This is a genomic window from Streptomyces sp. NPDC127098 (assembly GCF_042722465.1).
Classification (GTDB): Bacteria; Actinomycetota; Actinomycetes; order Streptomycetales; family Streptomycetaceae; genus Streptomyces; species Streptomyces millisiae.
Window position 1 is genome coordinate 19,491 of sequence record NZ_JBHXFJ010000005.1, and the last position, 14,327, is coordinate 33,817.

A 14,327-nucleotide genomic window follows, 5' to 3' on the forward strand; every position below is an offset into this window, starting at 1 on the left:
CACGGGCGGCCGTCAGTCGCGCGCGAAGCCGAGCCGGCCGAGCAGACCGGCCCGCTCGTCGGGGGCGACGGCGCCGGCCCCGTCCGTCACCGTCTCGTAGACGGCCAGGATGTCGGCGCCCACCGTGGACCAGTCGAAGCGCCGCACATGGCTGCTGCCGCGCTCGCGCAGCTCGGCGAGCCGGCCCGGGTCGGCGAGCAGCCGGTTGGCTGCGGCGGCCAGCGCCTCGGCGTCCTCGTTGGGGAACAGCTCGCCGGCCGCGCCGCCGTCCAGCACCTGGGCGAAGGCGTCGAGGTCGCTGGCGAGCACCGGGGCGCCCGCGGACATGGCCTCGACCAGGATGATGCCGAAGCTCTCGCCGCCGGTGTTGGGCGCCACGTACAGGTCGACGCTGCGCAGCAGCCGCGCCTTGTCCTCGTCGCTGATCATGCCGAGGAACTCGACCCGGCCCCGCATGGCGGCCGGCAGGCCGGCCACCGCCTCCTTCTCGTCGCCGCGCCCGGCCACCAGCAGCCGGGCGTCGGGGTGTTCGGCGAGGACGGCGGGGAGCGCGCGCATCAGTACCGGGAGTCCCTTGCGCGGTTCGTCGATCCGGCCGATGAAGCCGATCGTCCGCCCCTGCCACTCAGCCTTCGGCTCGGCGCTCGCGAAGAACTCGACGTCGACGCCGTTGGGGATGACCACCGCGTCGCCACCGAGGTGTTCGACCAGGGTGCGGCGCGCGTACTCGCTGACGGCGATCCGGGCGCTGATCTTCTCCAGGGCGGGTTGGAGGATCGGGTACGCGGCCGCCATGGCCCGGGAGCGCGGGTTGGAGGTGTGGAAGGTGGCGACGATCGGGCCGCGCGCCGCCCAGCAGGTGAGGAGGGCGAGCGAGGGCGCGGCCGGCTCGTGGACGTGCAGCACGTCGAAGTCGCCCTCGTGCACCCAGCGGCGGACGCGCGCGGCGGACAGGAAGCCGAAGTTGAGCCGCGCCACCGAACCGTTGTAGGGCACCGGCACGGCGCGGCCGGCGGAGACGGCGTACGGCGGCAGCGGGGTGTCGTCGTCGGCGGGGGCGAGCACGGAGACCGTGTGGCCCTGCCGGATCAGGTGCTCGGCCAGGTCCCTGACGTGGAACTGCACCCCGCCCGGGACGTCCCAGGAGTAGGGGCAGACGATGCCGATCCTCATGCGGTGGTCTACGTTCCTTCCCTGGCTTCCGGCGCCTCGCGCGCCTCTGCCGCCGACGCCGCCGAGCTCCGCGCCCCGCCGGCGCCCGCGGGCCCGTCGAGGTCGCTGAGCCACAGCCGCTGGAGCATGTGCCAGTCCTGCGGGTGCTCGGCGATGCCGGTCGCGAACACGTCGGCCAGGGCCTGGGTCATGACGGCCGTCTTCTCCGCCCTGGTGCCGGATTCGGGCACCGGGACGTATGGGTGTATCCGACCCTTTATCACCGAGGTCTCGTCGTACCACAGGCTCACCGGCAGCAGCAGCGCGCCCGTCTGTTGGGCCAACAACGCGGGCCCGGCCGGCATGCGCGCCCGCTCGCCGAAGAACGAGACCTCGATCCCCGACCTGGACAGGTCCCGGTCGGCCACCAGAGCCACTATCCCGCCGCCCCGCAGCCGCCTGGCCAGGGTGCCGAACGAGGCGCCCCCGGTGTGTGGCACGACCTCCATGCCGAGCTGCTCGCGGTAGGCCACGAACCGGTCGAAGAGCCGCTCCGGCTTGAGCCGCTCCGCGACCGTGGCGAACGGCAGGTCGAGCGCGGTGACCAGCCAGGCGCCGGCCAGGTCCCAGTTGCCCATGTGCGGCAGGGCGAGCACGACGCCCCGGCCCTCGGCGAGCGGGTCGGTGGCGCGGTGCACGTCGGTCAGCGCGAAGGAACCCTTTATGCGCTCGGCGCTCCAGGTCGGCAGCCGGAAGGACTCCACCCAGTAGCGCAGATAGCTGCGCATCCCGGCCCGCGACAGCTCCCGCAGGCCGTCGGCGTCCGCGTCCGGCACGACCCGGGCGAGGTTGGCCTCCAACTGCCGCACCCCGGCACCCCGGCGCCGCCAGGCGATGTCGGCGACCCGCCGGCCCAGGGCCATGGCGGCGGGCTCGGGCAGCCGCTTCACGGCGCCCCAGCCGAACCCGAACGCCGCGTCGGTGAGCCGGTCCCTCACGCCGGACCGCCCCCCTGGGCCCGGGCGCGCTCCGCCTCGGCCGCCTCGGCCGCGTCGGCCTCGGCGGACTCGCGGCGCACCGTCACGACCCGCTGGACGAGGGTGACCAGACTGCCGACGGCCACCACCCACAGCGCGATGGGCAGCAGGACCCCGATGTGCGGCACGCCGAAGGTCGTCTCGAAGCCCGCGAAGCCGGCGAACACCAGGGTGATCACCAGCCGTTCGGCCCGCTCCACGAGGCCGTTGACCCGCACCGGCAGGCCGATGCTCTCGCCCCTCGCCTTGGTGTAGGAGACGACCTGCCCGCTGGCGAGGCAGAACAGGGTGACGGCGCAGAGCATCAGGTTGTCGCCCTCGCCCGCGTACCAGAGGGCGATGCCGGAGAAGATCGCCGCGTCGGCCAACCGGTCGAGGGTCGAGTCGAGGAAGGCCCCCCAGCGGCTGGAGGTGCCGATCTGCCGGGCCATGTTGCCGTCGACCATGTCCGAGAAGACGAACGCGGTGATGACGATCGTGCCCCAGAAGAACTCGCCCTGGGGGAAGAAGACCAGCGCTCCCGCCATCACTCCCGCGGTGCCGACCAGGGTCACCGCGTCTGGGCTCACCCCCAGCCTGATCAGCAGGGCGGCGAAGGGCGTGAGGACACGCGTGAAGAATGCACGCGCGTACTTGTTGAGCATGTCCTTCCCTGGGGTCGCACGGGCCGCGCGACTGAGGGCGGCCACCGGAGGGCCCATCGTAGCCACGCCGCCCGCCGGGAGGACGCCGGGCCCGTTCCCGGGCGGGTGGCGATGCCGGCGTTCCGGGCCATCGGACGCCCTTCCGCCATTAGGCTGAACCCGTCAGGTGTGTGCGGCCCGCTCGGCGGGAACTGGCCTGACGGCGGCTGGAGTTCGAGACCGGTTGACAAGCTGGGGGTACCGATGGCGCTGAACGCCGCTGGGTTGGAGTTCGACTTCGGGGCCCAGGTGCCGCTCGCGGGCATGAGCGGCGGCACCGGCCTCGGTCACGCCATCGCCTCGGTGGCCTACCGGGACACGGCACCGGAGGAGATCAAGAAGCCGACCGCCACCTCGGTGAAGGACGAGGCCACGGTGAAGAAGGGCCGGTTCAGCCTGCTGGAGCCGGACCTGGGCGAGGCGTGGACCCGAGCCGTCGAGACCCGGATGCTGGCCGGCGACCGCAAGCCGCTGATCCAGTCCTTCGGTCTCGAACCGGGGGTCGTGGTGGAGCACGCGCTCAACGCCAAGCGCATCCGCCGGCAGCGGGACCGGCAGCTGACCGCGATCATGGTCGGCTTCGGGTTGCTCTTCCTGCCCGGCGTGGCGATCTGGCTCGGCCTCTTCCAGCTGCGTCGCACGATCGCCGGGTCCCAGGACCGGCGCGCCGGCATCCTCGGCATGCTGGTCCTCGGGTTGCTCGCGGTGCTGATCGCGGTCGCGGTGATCCGCGCCCCGCTGGACGGCGTGTTGCGGATATACGTCTGGAGCATGCTGCCGGCGCCCGTCATCGGCTGGTTCCTGGCCCAGCAGATCTGCGAACGCACGGCACGCAACCTGCGCACCCACTGGTCCAACCTGTTGGGCGGCGGCGACGCCGCGGCCCGGATCCCCGAGGCGGTGCAGCAGAACCCGAACGACGCGGAGGCGGAGCGGATCAGGCTCGGCCTGGCCAAGCTGGCGGCGGAGCAGGGCAGCAACATGACCTACTACGCCGGGCCCAAGGGCATACTGGGCATGGGCGTGCGCTGGGGCAGCTGGCAGCTGGCCGAGGAGTTGCGACCGCGCGACCCGGGCCGGGAGATCGACCCCTTCCGCAGCTGGGACGTGGCCCGCGCCATCGGCGACCAGCTGCGGCTGCTGGAGCGCGGCCCGCTGCACACCGGTGGTTTCACGAAGCCCTCCATCACCCACTGGGTGGTGCGCCACGTCGGCGAGGGGGCGGGCGAGGTGTCCCGGCCCGACGGACCCAACGCGGACGGCTACAGCTTCAGCAACATCGAGGTGCAGCGGATCTGCAACGAGCAGCAGTACGACAAGGGCGACCGGCACTACGTGGGCGTGCAGTTCGTGCTCTGGGAGGGCGAGCTGGTCGTCACCATGATGATCTCGGTGACCGTGCTGCACCACACGCTGCGCATCGAGGTCACGGGGTACACGCTGGGCCCGGTCGACGGCTTCTTCCGCGAGAAGCCGGCGGACAAGACCAGGGAGGTCCGCGACCCGATCCGGCCCTGGAAGAAGGTGAAGCGCCCGCGGCCGCTCGTCGAGGTGTCCGAGGTGGTGCGGCTGGCCGCCCGCGCCCCGCTGACGTGGTTCCCCAAGCGACTCGACGCCTGGGGCGGCACCATCGCGTTCCCCGAGCCGTTTGGCCTGCGGCACGTGTGGGCGACGACGCCGTGGAAGCACCGCTTCATGGTGGACGACGTGCTGCGCACCGCGACGCCGGTGCTACGGGTGGCGCACGCCGCCGCGTTCAAGGTGCTCGCCGAGAACGGCGTGGACACCTCCGCGTTCGACAGCCGCTCGCAGGCCCTCGGCGGTGCGGTGCAGGCGCCCGCGCCGACCAAGGCCGACGAGTACAACATGTGATCCGTCAGGCGGGCCAGGCCGCCGCGAGCATCCGCCGGGTGTCGGCGAGCAGTTGCGGCAGCACCTTGGTGTGCCCCACCACGGGCATGAAGTTGGCGTCCCCGCCCCACCTGGGCACCACGTGCTGGTGCAGGTGGGGCGCGATGCCGGCGCCGGCGGCCGAGCCCTGGTTCATCCCGATGTTGAAGCCGTGCGCGCCGGAGGCGGCCCGGATCGCGGTCATGGCGCGCTTGGTGAGTTCGGCGAGCTCGGCCGTCTCCTCCGCGGTGAGGTCCGTGTAGTCGGCGACGTGCCGGTAGGGCACCACCAGCAGGTGGCCGCCGTTGTAGGGGTAGAGGTTGAGCACCGCGTAGACGGCCTCGCCGCGGTTGATGATCAGGCCGTCCTCGTCGCTCTTGCCGGGGATCGCGCAGAACGGGCAGCCGTCCCCCGCGCCCGGGCCGGTCGGCTTGCCCTCGCCCTGGATATAGGCCATCCGGTGGGGCGTCCACAGCCGCTGGAAGGCGTCCGGTGTCCCGACCCCGATCTGCTGCTCCGGCTCGCTGGTCATGCCGGCCAGCATATGGCGTGGCGGGGCCCCGGCGGGCCCCCGGGCCCGCTCCGAGAGCGCGGAGCCGGGGGCCGCCGGAATCACACCTGGACGCGCCGCTCGACCGCGTCGGCGATCTCCTGGATGGCCTCGGCGCGCGGGATGCCGTTCTTCTGGGAGCCGTCCCGGTAGCGGAAGCTGACCGCGCCCCGCGCCATGTCGTCGTCGCCCGCGATCACCATGAAGGGGACCTTGGACCTCTGGGCGTTGCGGATCTTCTTCTGCATGCGGTCGGCCGACGCGTCGACGTCCACCCGCAGCCCGCGCGACCTGGCCTCGGCCGCGAACTCCTGGAGGTAGGGCACGTGGGCGTCGCCGATCGGGATGCCGACGGCCTGCACGGGCGCCAGCCAGGCCGGGAAAGCGCCGGCGTAGTGCTCGAGGAGGACGGCGAAGAACCGCTCGATGGAGCCGAACAGCGCGCGGTGGATCATCACCGGCTGCTGCCTGGAGCCGTCGGCCGCGGTGTACTCCAGGCCGAACCGCTTGGGCTGCTGGAAGTCGACCTGGATGGTGGACATCTGCCAGGTGCGGCCGATGGCGTCCTTCGCCTGGACGGAGATCTTGGGCCCGTAGTAGGCGGCGCCGCCCGGGTCCATCACCAGCTCGAGGCCCTGCTTGCCCGCGGCCTGGCGGAGCACCTCGGTGGCCTCCGCCCACTCCTCGGGCTCGCCGATGAACTTCTCCGAGTCGTCCCGGGTGGACAGTTCCAGGTAGAAGTCGTTCAGGCCGTAGTCGCGGAGCAGGTTCAGCACGAAGGTGAGCAGTCCGTCCAGCTCGGCCGGCATCTGCTCCTTGGTGCAGTAGATGTGCGAGTCGTCCTGGGTGAAGCCCCTGGCCCTGGTGAGGCCGTGGACGACGCCGGACTTCTCGTACCGGTAGACCGTGCCGAACTCGAAGAGCCGGAGTGGCAATTCCCGATAGGACCGCCCACGCGCCTTGAAAATAAGGTTGTGCATCGGGCAGTTCATCGCCTTGAGGTAATACTCCTGGCCCTCGAATTGCATGGGCGGGAACATCGACTCGGCGTAGTTCGGGAGATGACCCGAGGTTTCGAACAGCTTGGCCTTGGTGATGTGCGGCGTGTTGACGAATTCGTATCCGGATTCCTCGTGCCGACGCCGCGAGTAGTCCTCCATGACCCGGCGGACGGTGCCGCCCCTGGGGTGGAAGACAGCCAGCCCAGAGCCGAGCTCCTCGGGAATGGAGAAGAGGTCGAGCTCGGCGCCAAGACGGCGGTGGTCGCGCTTCTCGGCTTCGGCCAGGAATTCCAGGTGCGCCTTCAGCTCGTCCTTCGTCGGCCAGGCGGTGCCGTAGATGCGCTGGAGCTGCGGATTACGCTCGCTGCCGCGCCAGTAGGCGGCGGCGCTGCGCATCAGCTTGAAGGCGGGAATGAGCCGGGTGCTCGGCAGGTGCGGGCCGCGGCACAGGTCCTTCCAGCACAGCTCGCCGCTCTTCGGGTCGAGGTTGTCGTAGATGGTGAGCTCGCCCGCACCGACCTCGGCCGACGCGCCCTCGGCCGATTCGGCGGCGGCGCCCTTGAGGCCGATGAGCTCCAGCTTGTAGGGCTCGGCGGCGAGTTCGGCGCGGGCCTCGTCGTCGCTCACGACGCGCCGCGCGAAACGCTGGCCCTGCTTCTGGATCTGCTGCATGCGCTTCTCGATGCGCCCCAGGTCCTCCGGGTGGAAGGGCCGGTCCACGTCGAAGTCGTAATAGAAACCGTCCCTGATGGGCGGGCCGATGCCCAGCTTCGCCTCGGGGAACAGTTCCTGCACGGCCTGGGCCATGACGTGCGCGGTGGAGTGCCGGAGGATGTCGAGGCCGTCGGGCGAGGTGATCTCCACCGGCTCGACCTCGTCGCCGTCGGTCAGGGGGTGGGCGAGGTCGCGCAACTGCCCCCCGACGCGGGCGGCGACGACGGCGCGCTCCCCCGCGAACAGGTCGCCCGCCGTGGTGCCCGTGGTCACCACTCGCTCTTCCCGCTCGGAATCGCGTTGGATGATCACACGGACATCGGACACCGGTCTCTCCTGACTCGTCTGAACTGTGTCCCTGGCCGGCAGGCCACGGGAACCGCGACGAAGGCCGGCCCGCATCGACGGCGGACCGGCCTTGCCCGGGGTGGGCGATACTGGGATCGAACCAGTGACCTCTTCGGTGTGAACGAAGCGCTCTCCCGCTGAGCTAATCGCCCCCTGGGGTGTTGTGCCCTGCGGCACGTTGAGAACAATACAGTGCTGGTGAGCCCGGATTCAAACCAGCTCCCGACCGGGGCTCCCGTCGGGCCCGGGACGAACTCCCAACCAGGCGCGCAGACCTCGGCGCGCGGCCCGCATCATCAGCGCGTGGTTGGCCACCAGCACCGGCCGCGCGGGGCTGGGGAGCCGGCGCAGCAGCGGGTGGCGCAGCACGGTGTCCTGCCGGTAGCCGACCCGGGTCCCACCCGCCGGCGCCCCGCCCCCGGCGGCGAGCGTCCACCGCATCCACCCTTCGAGGTCGCCGCCGAGGGCGACCTCGAGCACCCCGGCCTCCGGGTCGCGGCGCGCCGCCCGCACCGTCACGCGCAGGTCGAAGGGGAGCACGGAGCGGAATCGGCAGTGTCCGTGGTCGGGACCGAGCCGCCGGACCTCGCGGACCTGGGGCCACCACAGGGGATAGTCCTCCGGCCGCTCGAGGACCCGATAGACGACCGGGGGCGCCGCGGGCACCCACCAGTCGGCACGGAATCGATAGCGGTGCCGGGTCCCGCGTGTCCCGTCGTCCGTCATCGAGCACCTCCGGCTTTATCGCTTTTGCCATTCCGCCATTGGAATGAGATTAATGGGCGCAATTAGGGCAGAGGGGTTTACAACCGGCGCGTACGTGGCATGTCGATTTGGCCGACGTGCGAATCCCCGAGCGCACACTGAGCGAAAGGCCCTGGCGCTTATGAACACCACGGTCAGCTGCGAGCTGCACCTGCGCCTCGTTGTATCGAGCGAGTCCTCACTACCTGTACCCGCGGGGCTGCGGTATGACACGGCGGACCCCTACGCCGTACATGCGACGTTTCACACCGGAGCCGAAGAAACCGTCGAATGGGTATTCGCCCGCGATCTCCTCGCCGAGGGGCTCCATCGCCCCACGGGCACGGGTGATGTGCGGGTCTGGCCATCCAGGAGTCACGGCCAGGGCGTCGTCTGCATCGCCCTCAGTTCGCCGGAGGGCGAGGCGTTGCTCGAAGCCCCGGCCAGGGCCCTCGAGTCGTTCCTGAAGCGAACGGACGCCGCCGTCCCGCCCGGCACGGAACACCGTCACTTCGATCTCGATACGGAGCTCTCGCACATTCTGGCGGAGAGTTAGGGACCCGCCGGCTCCTGGCGCCGTCTGAACTCGGGGCGACGGCGCGGAGCCGGCGATGAGCGGTGCGAGGGCGCCGCCGCGGCCAGCACCGCGGCGGCGCCCTCGCGCACGTGTGGTCGGCCAGCGGTTAGAGTCGCGCTCACCTCGCCCGCCACCGCCGTCCGGCCATGACCGCGAAAGCCGACCACCGTGCTGATCGACCACGACGTCAGGTGCTCGCTCGATCTCGCCGTCGACCTGCTGAACGCCGGGCCCGCGGCGCTGGCCGACCTCGCCGCCCTACGGGCCTTCGTGGTCGGTCACGCGATCAGCGACGTCGAGGTCGAGGCGCTCGACGAGGGGGATCTGGCCGCCGTGCGGCGGGTGCGGCAGCGCTTCGCCGAGATCTTCGCCGCACCGACCGACCGGGCGGCGGCCGAGCTGGTCAACGGGCTGGTGGCGGCCGCCGGCACCACTCCCCGGCTGACGGACCACGACGGCCATGCCTGGCACGTGCACTACTTCGCGCCCGGCGCCTCGATCGCCGCCCATCTGGCCGCCGACTGCGGCATGGCGCTCGGCTTCTTCCTGGTGGCCGGTGAACGGGAGCGGCTGCGACACTGCGCGGCGCCGGGCTGTGGGCGCGCCTTCGTCGACCTCTCCCGGAACCGCTCCCGTCGCTACTGTTCGAACCGGACCTGCGGCAATCGCCTGCACGTCGCCGCTTACCGGGCCAGGCGGCGCGGGCCGGAGCGGGAGGGGCGCTCAGAGCAGGAAGTGGTCGTGCACCCCCGCGAGGAGTAACAACCCACCGATCACGGTGAGGAAGAGCATCAACGGCGGCTGTGACAGGGCGAAGAGACAGCCGCGGCGCTCCTCGAGCGCGGGCAGGTCGACCTCCTGGTGGTCGGCGACTGGTCTGACAGTTGGCGCGGTGTCGGGAGCGAGGTCCCCGGTGATGTGTTGCATGGCGCCGCGATCATGACCCAGCAGGTCAGCGCTTCGCGATCAACCTGCCTTCTTTGCAGGGGCATTCGGTGAATCTCACCCCTTCCGCCGGTTCCCTGTGGTATGGGCGGACCGTCGGAGGTCAGATGCCGTGCTTCTTGAGGATGGCCTCGATGTCGGAGAAGTCGTCGGCCGGTGCGCCACCGCCGCGGGAGGCGGGCAGGGCGGTGGTGGGAGCAGGCGTGGAGCGGCGCTCGACCTCACGGCCGCGCCCCTCGGCGAGGCGGCCGGAGAGGAACAGCAGGACGGCGAGGCCGAGCACCCCGAAGCCGGCCCAGGCCACCGGGTTGAAGGTCATGTTGACCACGAACCGCACCACGCCCGTCATGGCGAGGCCGACCGGGAGCAGCGCGACGGCCGCGGTGCGCAGCGCGAGCGCGTATCGGCGCCGACGGGCCACCAGGAGGGCGACGCCGAGGCCGGCGGCGGATAGAAGGGTGCAGGCAGTACCAATCAGCATCTTTCCATCCTGCCGCGCCCGCGGGCGCGCGGCCATGGGGTCGACCCCCGGATCAGGGGAATCTCGGGGTGCGAGACTGGGGCCCATGAACGAGAACCCCGAGCCCGTCGTGCTGGACGTGTGGTGCGACCTGCAGTGTCCCGACTGCCACCGTGCCGAGTCCGACCTGAGCGCCCTGCGGGAGCGGTTCGGCGCGGCCCTGGAGATCAGGCGCCGGCACTTCCCGCTCAAGGGGCACCAGCACGCGCTGGCCGCGGCCCAGGCCGCCGAGGAGGCCTTCGCCCAGGGCCGCGGCGAGGAGTACTGGACTGCGCTGCTGGCCCGCACCGCGGAGCTCGACAGGCGCGGTCCGGCGCTGCTGCTCGAGGTGGCCGGCCAGGTCGGCGTCGACGCCGAGGAGGTGGACACCGCGCTGATCGACGGCCGGCACCTGCTCGTGGTGGACGCCGACCAGGCGGAGGGGCAGGCGATCGGGGTGACCGGCACGCCGACCTATGTGATCGGCGGTCGGCGGCTGGACGGCGGGCGCAGCCAGGACGGGCTGCGCGAGCGCGTCGTGGAGATCGCCGAGTCGCTGCTCGCTCAGCGCAGCGGCTTGTAGAAGTGGCGCCGCAGCGTCCGGTAGCCGAGTGACTCGTAGAGCCGCACGGCCGGGGTGTTGCCGGCGTAGACGTTGAGGCCGAGCAGCCGCGCGCCGGCCGCGGCCACGACCCGCTCCGCCTCCAGCATCAGCGACCTGCCGTGGCCCCGGCCGCGGTGGGCCTCGGCCACCTCGACGGAGAACACCCAGGCGTCAAGGCCGAGCTCGTCCGCCACCCGGCCGCCCGGGGCCGCCACCCAGAGGGTGCCGACGTCGGCGCCGTCGTGGGTGAGCACCCGCAGCGTGACGTCCTTGGTGGCCGGCCCCTCCGGGAGCAGGGTGGCCAGGGACCGCTCGGCGGAGGCTGCCGCCACCGCCTCGGGCACCCCCCGCGCCACGAGGACGCGGATCACCCCGTCCCGGTCGTGGGCCCGCCAGGCCGGGTACTCCTCCTCGGTCATGTCCCGCGCCGTGCTGCCCGGGGGCAGCGCCGGCGGGCGGTCGGCGAGTGTCTTGGCCATGTTGCGGCTGCGCTCGCGGTAGCCGAGGGCGTCGGCCAGGGCCGCGAGGGCCCGCTCATCGGCCGGCACGGTGGCCTCGACCGAGGCGCAGCCCCAGTCGCGCAGCACCTCCTCGGCGGCGAGCACGGCGACCGTGGCCCGGCCCCGGCGCCGGTCCGCCTCGTCGACGACCAAGCGCGTGACGTGGCCGACGCCGACGCGCGGGTCGGACTTGAGCCGCAGCTCGCCGACCCGGCGGGCGTTCACCCGGATCTCGTAGCCCTGCGCGCGGCCCCCCTCGGGGGTGCTCTCCTCCGGCCCACTGGGCCGCAGCGTGGTGGTCACGGATCGATGTCCGCGGCCGAGCGCTCCTGGAAGACCCGCATCGCCTTGGCCGTCACCGGCCCCGGTGCTTCGGGCAGTTCGCGCCCGTCGACGCGGCGCACGGCCTGCACGTCGCGGGTGCTCGAGGTCAGGAAGACCTCCTCGGCGCGGTCCAGGCAGTCCATGGGCAGTTCGGTCTCACGGGCGCCGGTCCACTCCACCACCAGGGCCCTGGTGATGCCGGCCAGGCAGCCCGAGGAGAGCGGCGGGGTGTGCAACTCGCCGTCGAGCACGACGAAGACGTTGGTTCCGGTGCCCTCGCAGAGCTGCCCCGCGGTGTTGGCGAAGAGGGCCTCCGAGGCGGCCTCCTGGCGGGCCCGGGCGAGCGCGATCACGTTCTCCGCGTAGGAGGTCGTCTTGAGCCCGGCCAGGGCGCCGCGCTCGTTGCGGGTCCAGGGGACGGTGATGACGGCGGTCGTGTCGGGGCGCCGCGGGGTCTCGGCGTGCGCGACGACCAGCGTGGGGGACGCGTCGCCGCGGTCGGAGCCCAGCGGCGAGAGCCCGCCGGTGTAGGTGATCCTGAGCCGGCCGAGGGGCAGCGGCACCGCGTCCAGGACGGCGCGGCAGGCGCGGGTGACCTCGTCCCGGTCGGGCTCAGGCAGCCCGAGCCCGGCGGCGGAGGCGGCCAGGCGGTCGAGATGGCGGCTGAGCGCGAACGCCCGGCCGTCCTGCGTCTTCAGCGTCTCGAACACGCCGTCGCCGACGGTCAGTCCGTGGTCGAAGACGGAGACCCGCGCGCTGTCGGCGTCGCGCAGCTCACCGTCCAGCCAGATCAACGCCATGTGGGCTCCTCTCGTGTGCGGTGCCGATCAACGGCACTCCCTCAGAAGCTACCCCGAGCAGCCGGGACGCCTTCAGCTCGGTCTCCGCCCATTCGCGCGCCGGGTCCGAGTCCCAGGTGATGCCGGCGCCGGTGCCGAAGCGCAACACGGGCCGGCCCTCGTCGCGCCGGATCCAGAAGGTGCGGATGGCGACGGCCAGCTCGCCGGTTCCCCGGTCGGCGTCCACCCAGCCGACGCCGCCGCAGTAGGGGCCGCGGGGCGCGGTCTCCAGCGCGTCGATGACGCGCAGCGCGCTGGACTTGGGAGCGCCGGTCACCGAGCCGGGGGGGAAGGTGCCGGCCAGCAGCTCGGCCCAGCCGGCGCCGGGCGCGAGCCGGCCGCGCACCCGGGAGACCAGGTGCACCAGACCGGGGTGTGGTTCGACGGCGCACAGCTCGGGGACGGTCACGCTGCCCGGCTCGCAGATCCGGCCCAGGTCGTTGCGGACCAGGTCGACGATCATGACGTTCTCGGCATGGTCCTTGGGGAGCAGATCGGCCGGGGTGCGGCCGGTGCCCTTGATCGGTCCCGACTCGACGGTGCGGCCGCGCCGGCGCAGGTAGAGCTCGGGCGAGGCGGTGGCGACCTCCACGCCGTGGCGGGGCAGCCGGACGGTGCCCGCGTAGGGCGCCGGGTTGCCACGGGCCAGCCGGGCGGTGAGGGCGTCGACGTCGGCGTCCGGGTCGGGGAGCGGCGCCGAGAGCACCCGGCACAGGTTGGCCTGGTAGACCTCGCCGGCCGCGATGTGCTCGCGGATCGTCTCGACGGCGGCGGTGTAGGACGCCCGGTCCAGGGAGCTTGCCCACGCCGCCGGTTCCGGGCCCCGCCAGCGGGCCGGCGTCGCCGCCCGCGGGGGCGCGGGCCGCACGTCGGCGAAGCGGGCGCAGACCAGGTCGCCCGCGTAGCCGGCGACCACCGCCCACCAGCCCGTGGAGTCCAACGCGGCCGGATCGCTGGTCACGTCGCGCAGGTCGGTCGCCAGCATCCCGCCGAGGCGCGCGAGCGGAGCAAGGTCGTACACATGCGCGAGTGTAGGCGGCGGTGCCGGCATACCGAGTTTGAGCTGGCTGACGAATCCGCTAGAGTTCATGACGTCGCCGGGCACGAGAGTGAGACCGGAGGCAGCCAAATGCGGACGTAGCTCAGTTGGTAGAGCACCACCTTGCCAAGGTGGATGTCGCGAGTTCGAGTCTCGTCGTCCGCTCGAAGGGGGCTCGCCCCCATCCGGTGGAGTGGCCGAGAGGCGAGGCAACGGCCTGCAAAGCCGTCTACACGGGTTCAAATCCCGTCTCCACCTCGGACGATTAGCTCAGCGGGAGAGCGCTTCCCTGACACGGAAGAGGTCACTGGTTCAATCCCAGTATCGTCCACTGGATCCGCGAGGATCCGCCCGCGCGATTAGCTCAGCGGGAGAGCGCTTCCCTGACACGGAAGAGGTCACTGGTTCAATCCCAGTATCGCGCACCGATGGTGGTCACGAAGGGCCGGAGAGTCGTCACTCTCCGGCCCTTCGGCGTTCGTGTGCGGGCATTTCGAGTGGCGTCTCCGCTCCCGGAAAAGCGCGGTGCCCGGGCAGCTCCCCAGCTGCCCGGGCACATGTGCCGTCCGCCTACCCCCGTCCCCACGGGGTTCGAGTGCCGGTGTCCCCGACCCGGGCCGCTCTCCCGGGTCCGGGGCGCCGCTCAGCGCCCCAGCATGCCGGCTACGGACGACGCCTGTGTCACGACGGCGTCCACGCCGCCGATGACGACGGCGAGGACGATGGCCAACGGCAGCACCATGGCCGCCGCGACCAGGGGATGGCGCCGCCCTGCGGGTGGCGGACTCTGCCGCACCGCGATTCGTGCCATCTCTCGGCTCCCGTCGTCGAGTTGGGGCGGCGGGCGGGTGACCTCGGGGGACGAGTGCTGCGCCCGCCGC

16 protein-coding genes and 5 tRNA genes are annotated in these 14,327 nt (G+C 72.2%); 8 read left to right on the plus strand and 13 right to left on the minus strand.

All coding sequences use genetic code 11. The features are described from left to right. Positions 1-12: 12 nt before the first annotated feature. Genes ACFWI8_RS05225 through pgsA form a run of 3 tightly spaced genes read right to left on the minus strand, consistent with a single transcriptional unit; the run spans position 13 to position 2,833 of the window. Complete coding sequence (locus tag ACFWI8_RS05225) at positions 13-1,173, minus strand: glycosyltransferase family 4 protein (RefSeq protein WP_387085931.1); 1,161 nt, start codon at positions 1,171-1,173, stop codon at positions 13-15. An 8-nt stretch (positions 1,174-1,181) separates the two neighbouring features. Then, on the minus strand, positions 1,182-2,150 hold the full coding sequence (locus ACFWI8_RS05230) for a phosphatidylinositol mannoside acyltransferase (protein ID WP_387085934.1): 969 nt from the start codon (positions 2,148-2,150) through the stop codon (positions 1,182-1,184). Next, positions 2,147-2,833 (minus strand): phosphatidylinositol phosphate synthase, encoded by a 687-nt coding sequence (gene pgsA / locus ACFWI8_RS05235; RefSeq protein ID WP_387085937.1) that lies wholly within the window; start codon positions 2,831-2,833, stop codon positions 2,147-2,149. Before pgsA ends, ACFWI8_RS05230 begins: the two co-directional genes overlap by 4 nt. A gap of 243 nt (positions 2,834-3,076) precedes the next feature. Between pgsA and ACFWI8_RS05240 the strand changes: the two genes are divergently transcribed. Then, positions 3,077-4,744 carry a hypothetical protein gene (locus ACFWI8_RS05240; RefSeq protein WP_387085940.1) on the plus strand — a complete coding sequence of 556 codons (1,668 nt, stop codon included), beginning with the start codon at positions 3,077-3,079 and terminating at the stop codon, positions 4,742-4,744. Between the two features lie 4 nt (positions 4,745-4,748). Here the strand turns inward: ACFWI8_RS05240 and ACFWI8_RS05245 are convergent, their stop codons facing one another. From ACFWI8_RS05245 to ACFWI8_RS05260, 4 genes are all read right to left on the minus strand, one after another. Beyond that, a complete protein-coding gene (locus tag ACFWI8_RS05245) occupies positions 4,749-5,306 on the minus strand; it encodes an HIT domain-containing protein (protein WP_311600794.1) in 558 nt (185 codons plus the stop codon). A gap of 68 nt (positions 5,307-5,374) precedes the next feature. Continuing rightward, complete coding sequence (gene thrS / locus ACFWI8_RS05250; protein WP_387085943.1) at positions 5,375-7,354, minus strand: threonine--tRNA ligase; 1,980 nt, start codon at positions 7,352-7,354, stop codon at positions 5,375-5,377. 101 nt (positions 7,355-7,455) lie between these two features. Then, a tRNA-Val gene (locus ACFWI8_RS05255) sits at positions 7,456-7,527 on the minus strand. 58 nt (positions 7,528-7,585) lie between these two features. After that, the gene (locus ACFWI8_RS05260; protein WP_387085947.1) at positions 7,586-8,101 is read right to left on the minus strand and encodes an SRPBCC family protein; all 516 of its coding nucleotides are present in this window, start codon (positions 8,099-8,101) and stop codon (positions 7,586-7,588) included. Positions 8,102-8,261: 160 nt separating this feature from the next. Here ACFWI8_RS05260 and ACFWI8_RS05265 point away from each other — a divergent pair, with 160 nt between their 5' ends. Both ACFWI8_RS05265 and ACFWI8_RS05270 read left to right on the plus strand, forming a co-directional pair. Then, positions 8,262-8,675, plus strand: a complete 414-nt coding sequence (locus tag ACFWI8_RS05265) for an SsgA family sporulation/cell division regulator (protein WP_003959770.1) — start codon at positions 8,262-8,264, stop codon at positions 8,673-8,675. A gap of 189 nt (positions 8,676-8,864) precedes the next feature. Beyond that, positions 8,865-9,458 (plus strand): CGNR zinc finger domain-containing protein, encoded by a 594-nt coding sequence (locus tag ACFWI8_RS05270; RefSeq protein ID WP_387085950.1) that lies wholly within the window; start codon positions 8,865-8,867, stop codon positions 9,456-9,458. Here ACFWI8_RS05270 and ACFWI8_RS05275 read toward each other — a convergent pair. Together ACFWI8_RS05275 and ACFWI8_RS05280 are read right to left on the minus strand one after the other, a co-directional pair. After that, a complete protein-coding gene (locus ACFWI8_RS05275; protein ID WP_387085953.1) occupies positions 9,420-9,623 on the minus strand; it encodes a hypothetical protein in 204 nt (67 codons plus the stop codon). The genes ACFWI8_RS05270 and ACFWI8_RS05275 overlap by 39 nt on opposite strands. A 121-nt stretch (positions 9,624-9,744) precedes the next feature. Then, complete coding sequence (locus ACFWI8_RS05280) at positions 9,745-10,122, minus strand: hypothetical protein (protein ID WP_387085956.1); 378 nt, start codon at positions 10,120-10,122, stop codon at positions 9,745-9,747. Positions 10,123-10,207: 85 nt separating this feature from the next. Between ACFWI8_RS05280 and ACFWI8_RS05285 the strand changes: the two genes are divergently transcribed. Next, on the plus strand, positions 10,208-10,723 hold the full coding sequence (locus tag ACFWI8_RS05285) for a DsbA family protein (protein WP_387085959.1): 516 nt from the start codon (positions 10,208-10,210) through the stop codon (positions 10,721-10,723). Here ACFWI8_RS05285 and ACFWI8_RS05290 read toward each other — a convergent pair. The 3 genes from ACFWI8_RS05290 to ACFWI8_RS05300 are packed head-to-tail and all read right to left on the minus strand — an operon-like array spanning position 10,705 to position 13,428. Continuing rightward, positions 10,705-11,547: a GNAT family N-acetyltransferase gene (locus ACFWI8_RS05290; RefSeq protein WP_387085962.1), complete on the minus strand. Its 843-nt coding sequence runs from the start codon at positions 11,545-11,547 to the stop codon at positions 10,705-10,707. The genes ACFWI8_RS05285 and ACFWI8_RS05290 overlap by 19 nt on opposite strands. Then, positions 11,544-12,368, minus strand: coding sequence for an aminotransferase class IV (locus ACFWI8_RS05295; protein ID WP_387085965.1), 825 nt, complete (start codon positions 12,366-12,368; stop codon positions 11,544-11,546). Before ACFWI8_RS05295 ends, ACFWI8_RS05290 begins: the two co-directional genes overlap by 4 nt. Further along, positions 12,343-13,428: a chorismate-binding protein gene (locus tag ACFWI8_RS05300; protein ID WP_387085968.1), complete on the minus strand. Its 1,086-nt coding sequence runs from the start codon at positions 13,426-13,428 to the stop codon at positions 12,343-12,345. The genes ACFWI8_RS05295 and ACFWI8_RS05300 overlap by 26 nt, the downstream gene beginning before the upstream one ends. A 110-nt stretch (positions 13,429-13,538) precedes the next feature. Between ACFWI8_RS05300 and ACFWI8_RS05305 the strand changes: the two genes are divergently transcribed. From ACFWI8_RS05305 to ACFWI8_RS05320, 4 genes are all read left to right on the plus strand, one after another. Further along, positions 13,539-13,611 (plus strand) — tRNA-Gly (locus tag ACFWI8_RS05305). A gap of 22 nt (positions 13,612-13,633) precedes the next feature. After that, a tRNA-Cys gene (locus ACFWI8_RS05310) sits at positions 13,634-13,704 on the plus strand. 1 nt (position 13,705) lies between these two features. Continuing rightward, a tRNA-Val gene (locus ACFWI8_RS05315) sits at positions 13,706-13,777 on the plus strand. Between the two features lie 22 nt (positions 13,778-13,799). Then, positions 13,800-13,871 (plus strand) — tRNA-Val (locus tag ACFWI8_RS05320). Positions 13,872-14,089: 218 nt separating this feature from the next. Here the strand turns inward: ACFWI8_RS05320 and ACFWI8_RS05325 are convergent. Then, complete coding sequence (locus tag ACFWI8_RS05325; RefSeq protein ID WP_311600865.1) at positions 14,090-14,257, minus strand: hypothetical protein; 168 nt, start codon at positions 14,255-14,257, stop codon at positions 14,090-14,092. Positions 14,258-14,327 lie beyond the last annotated feature (70 nt).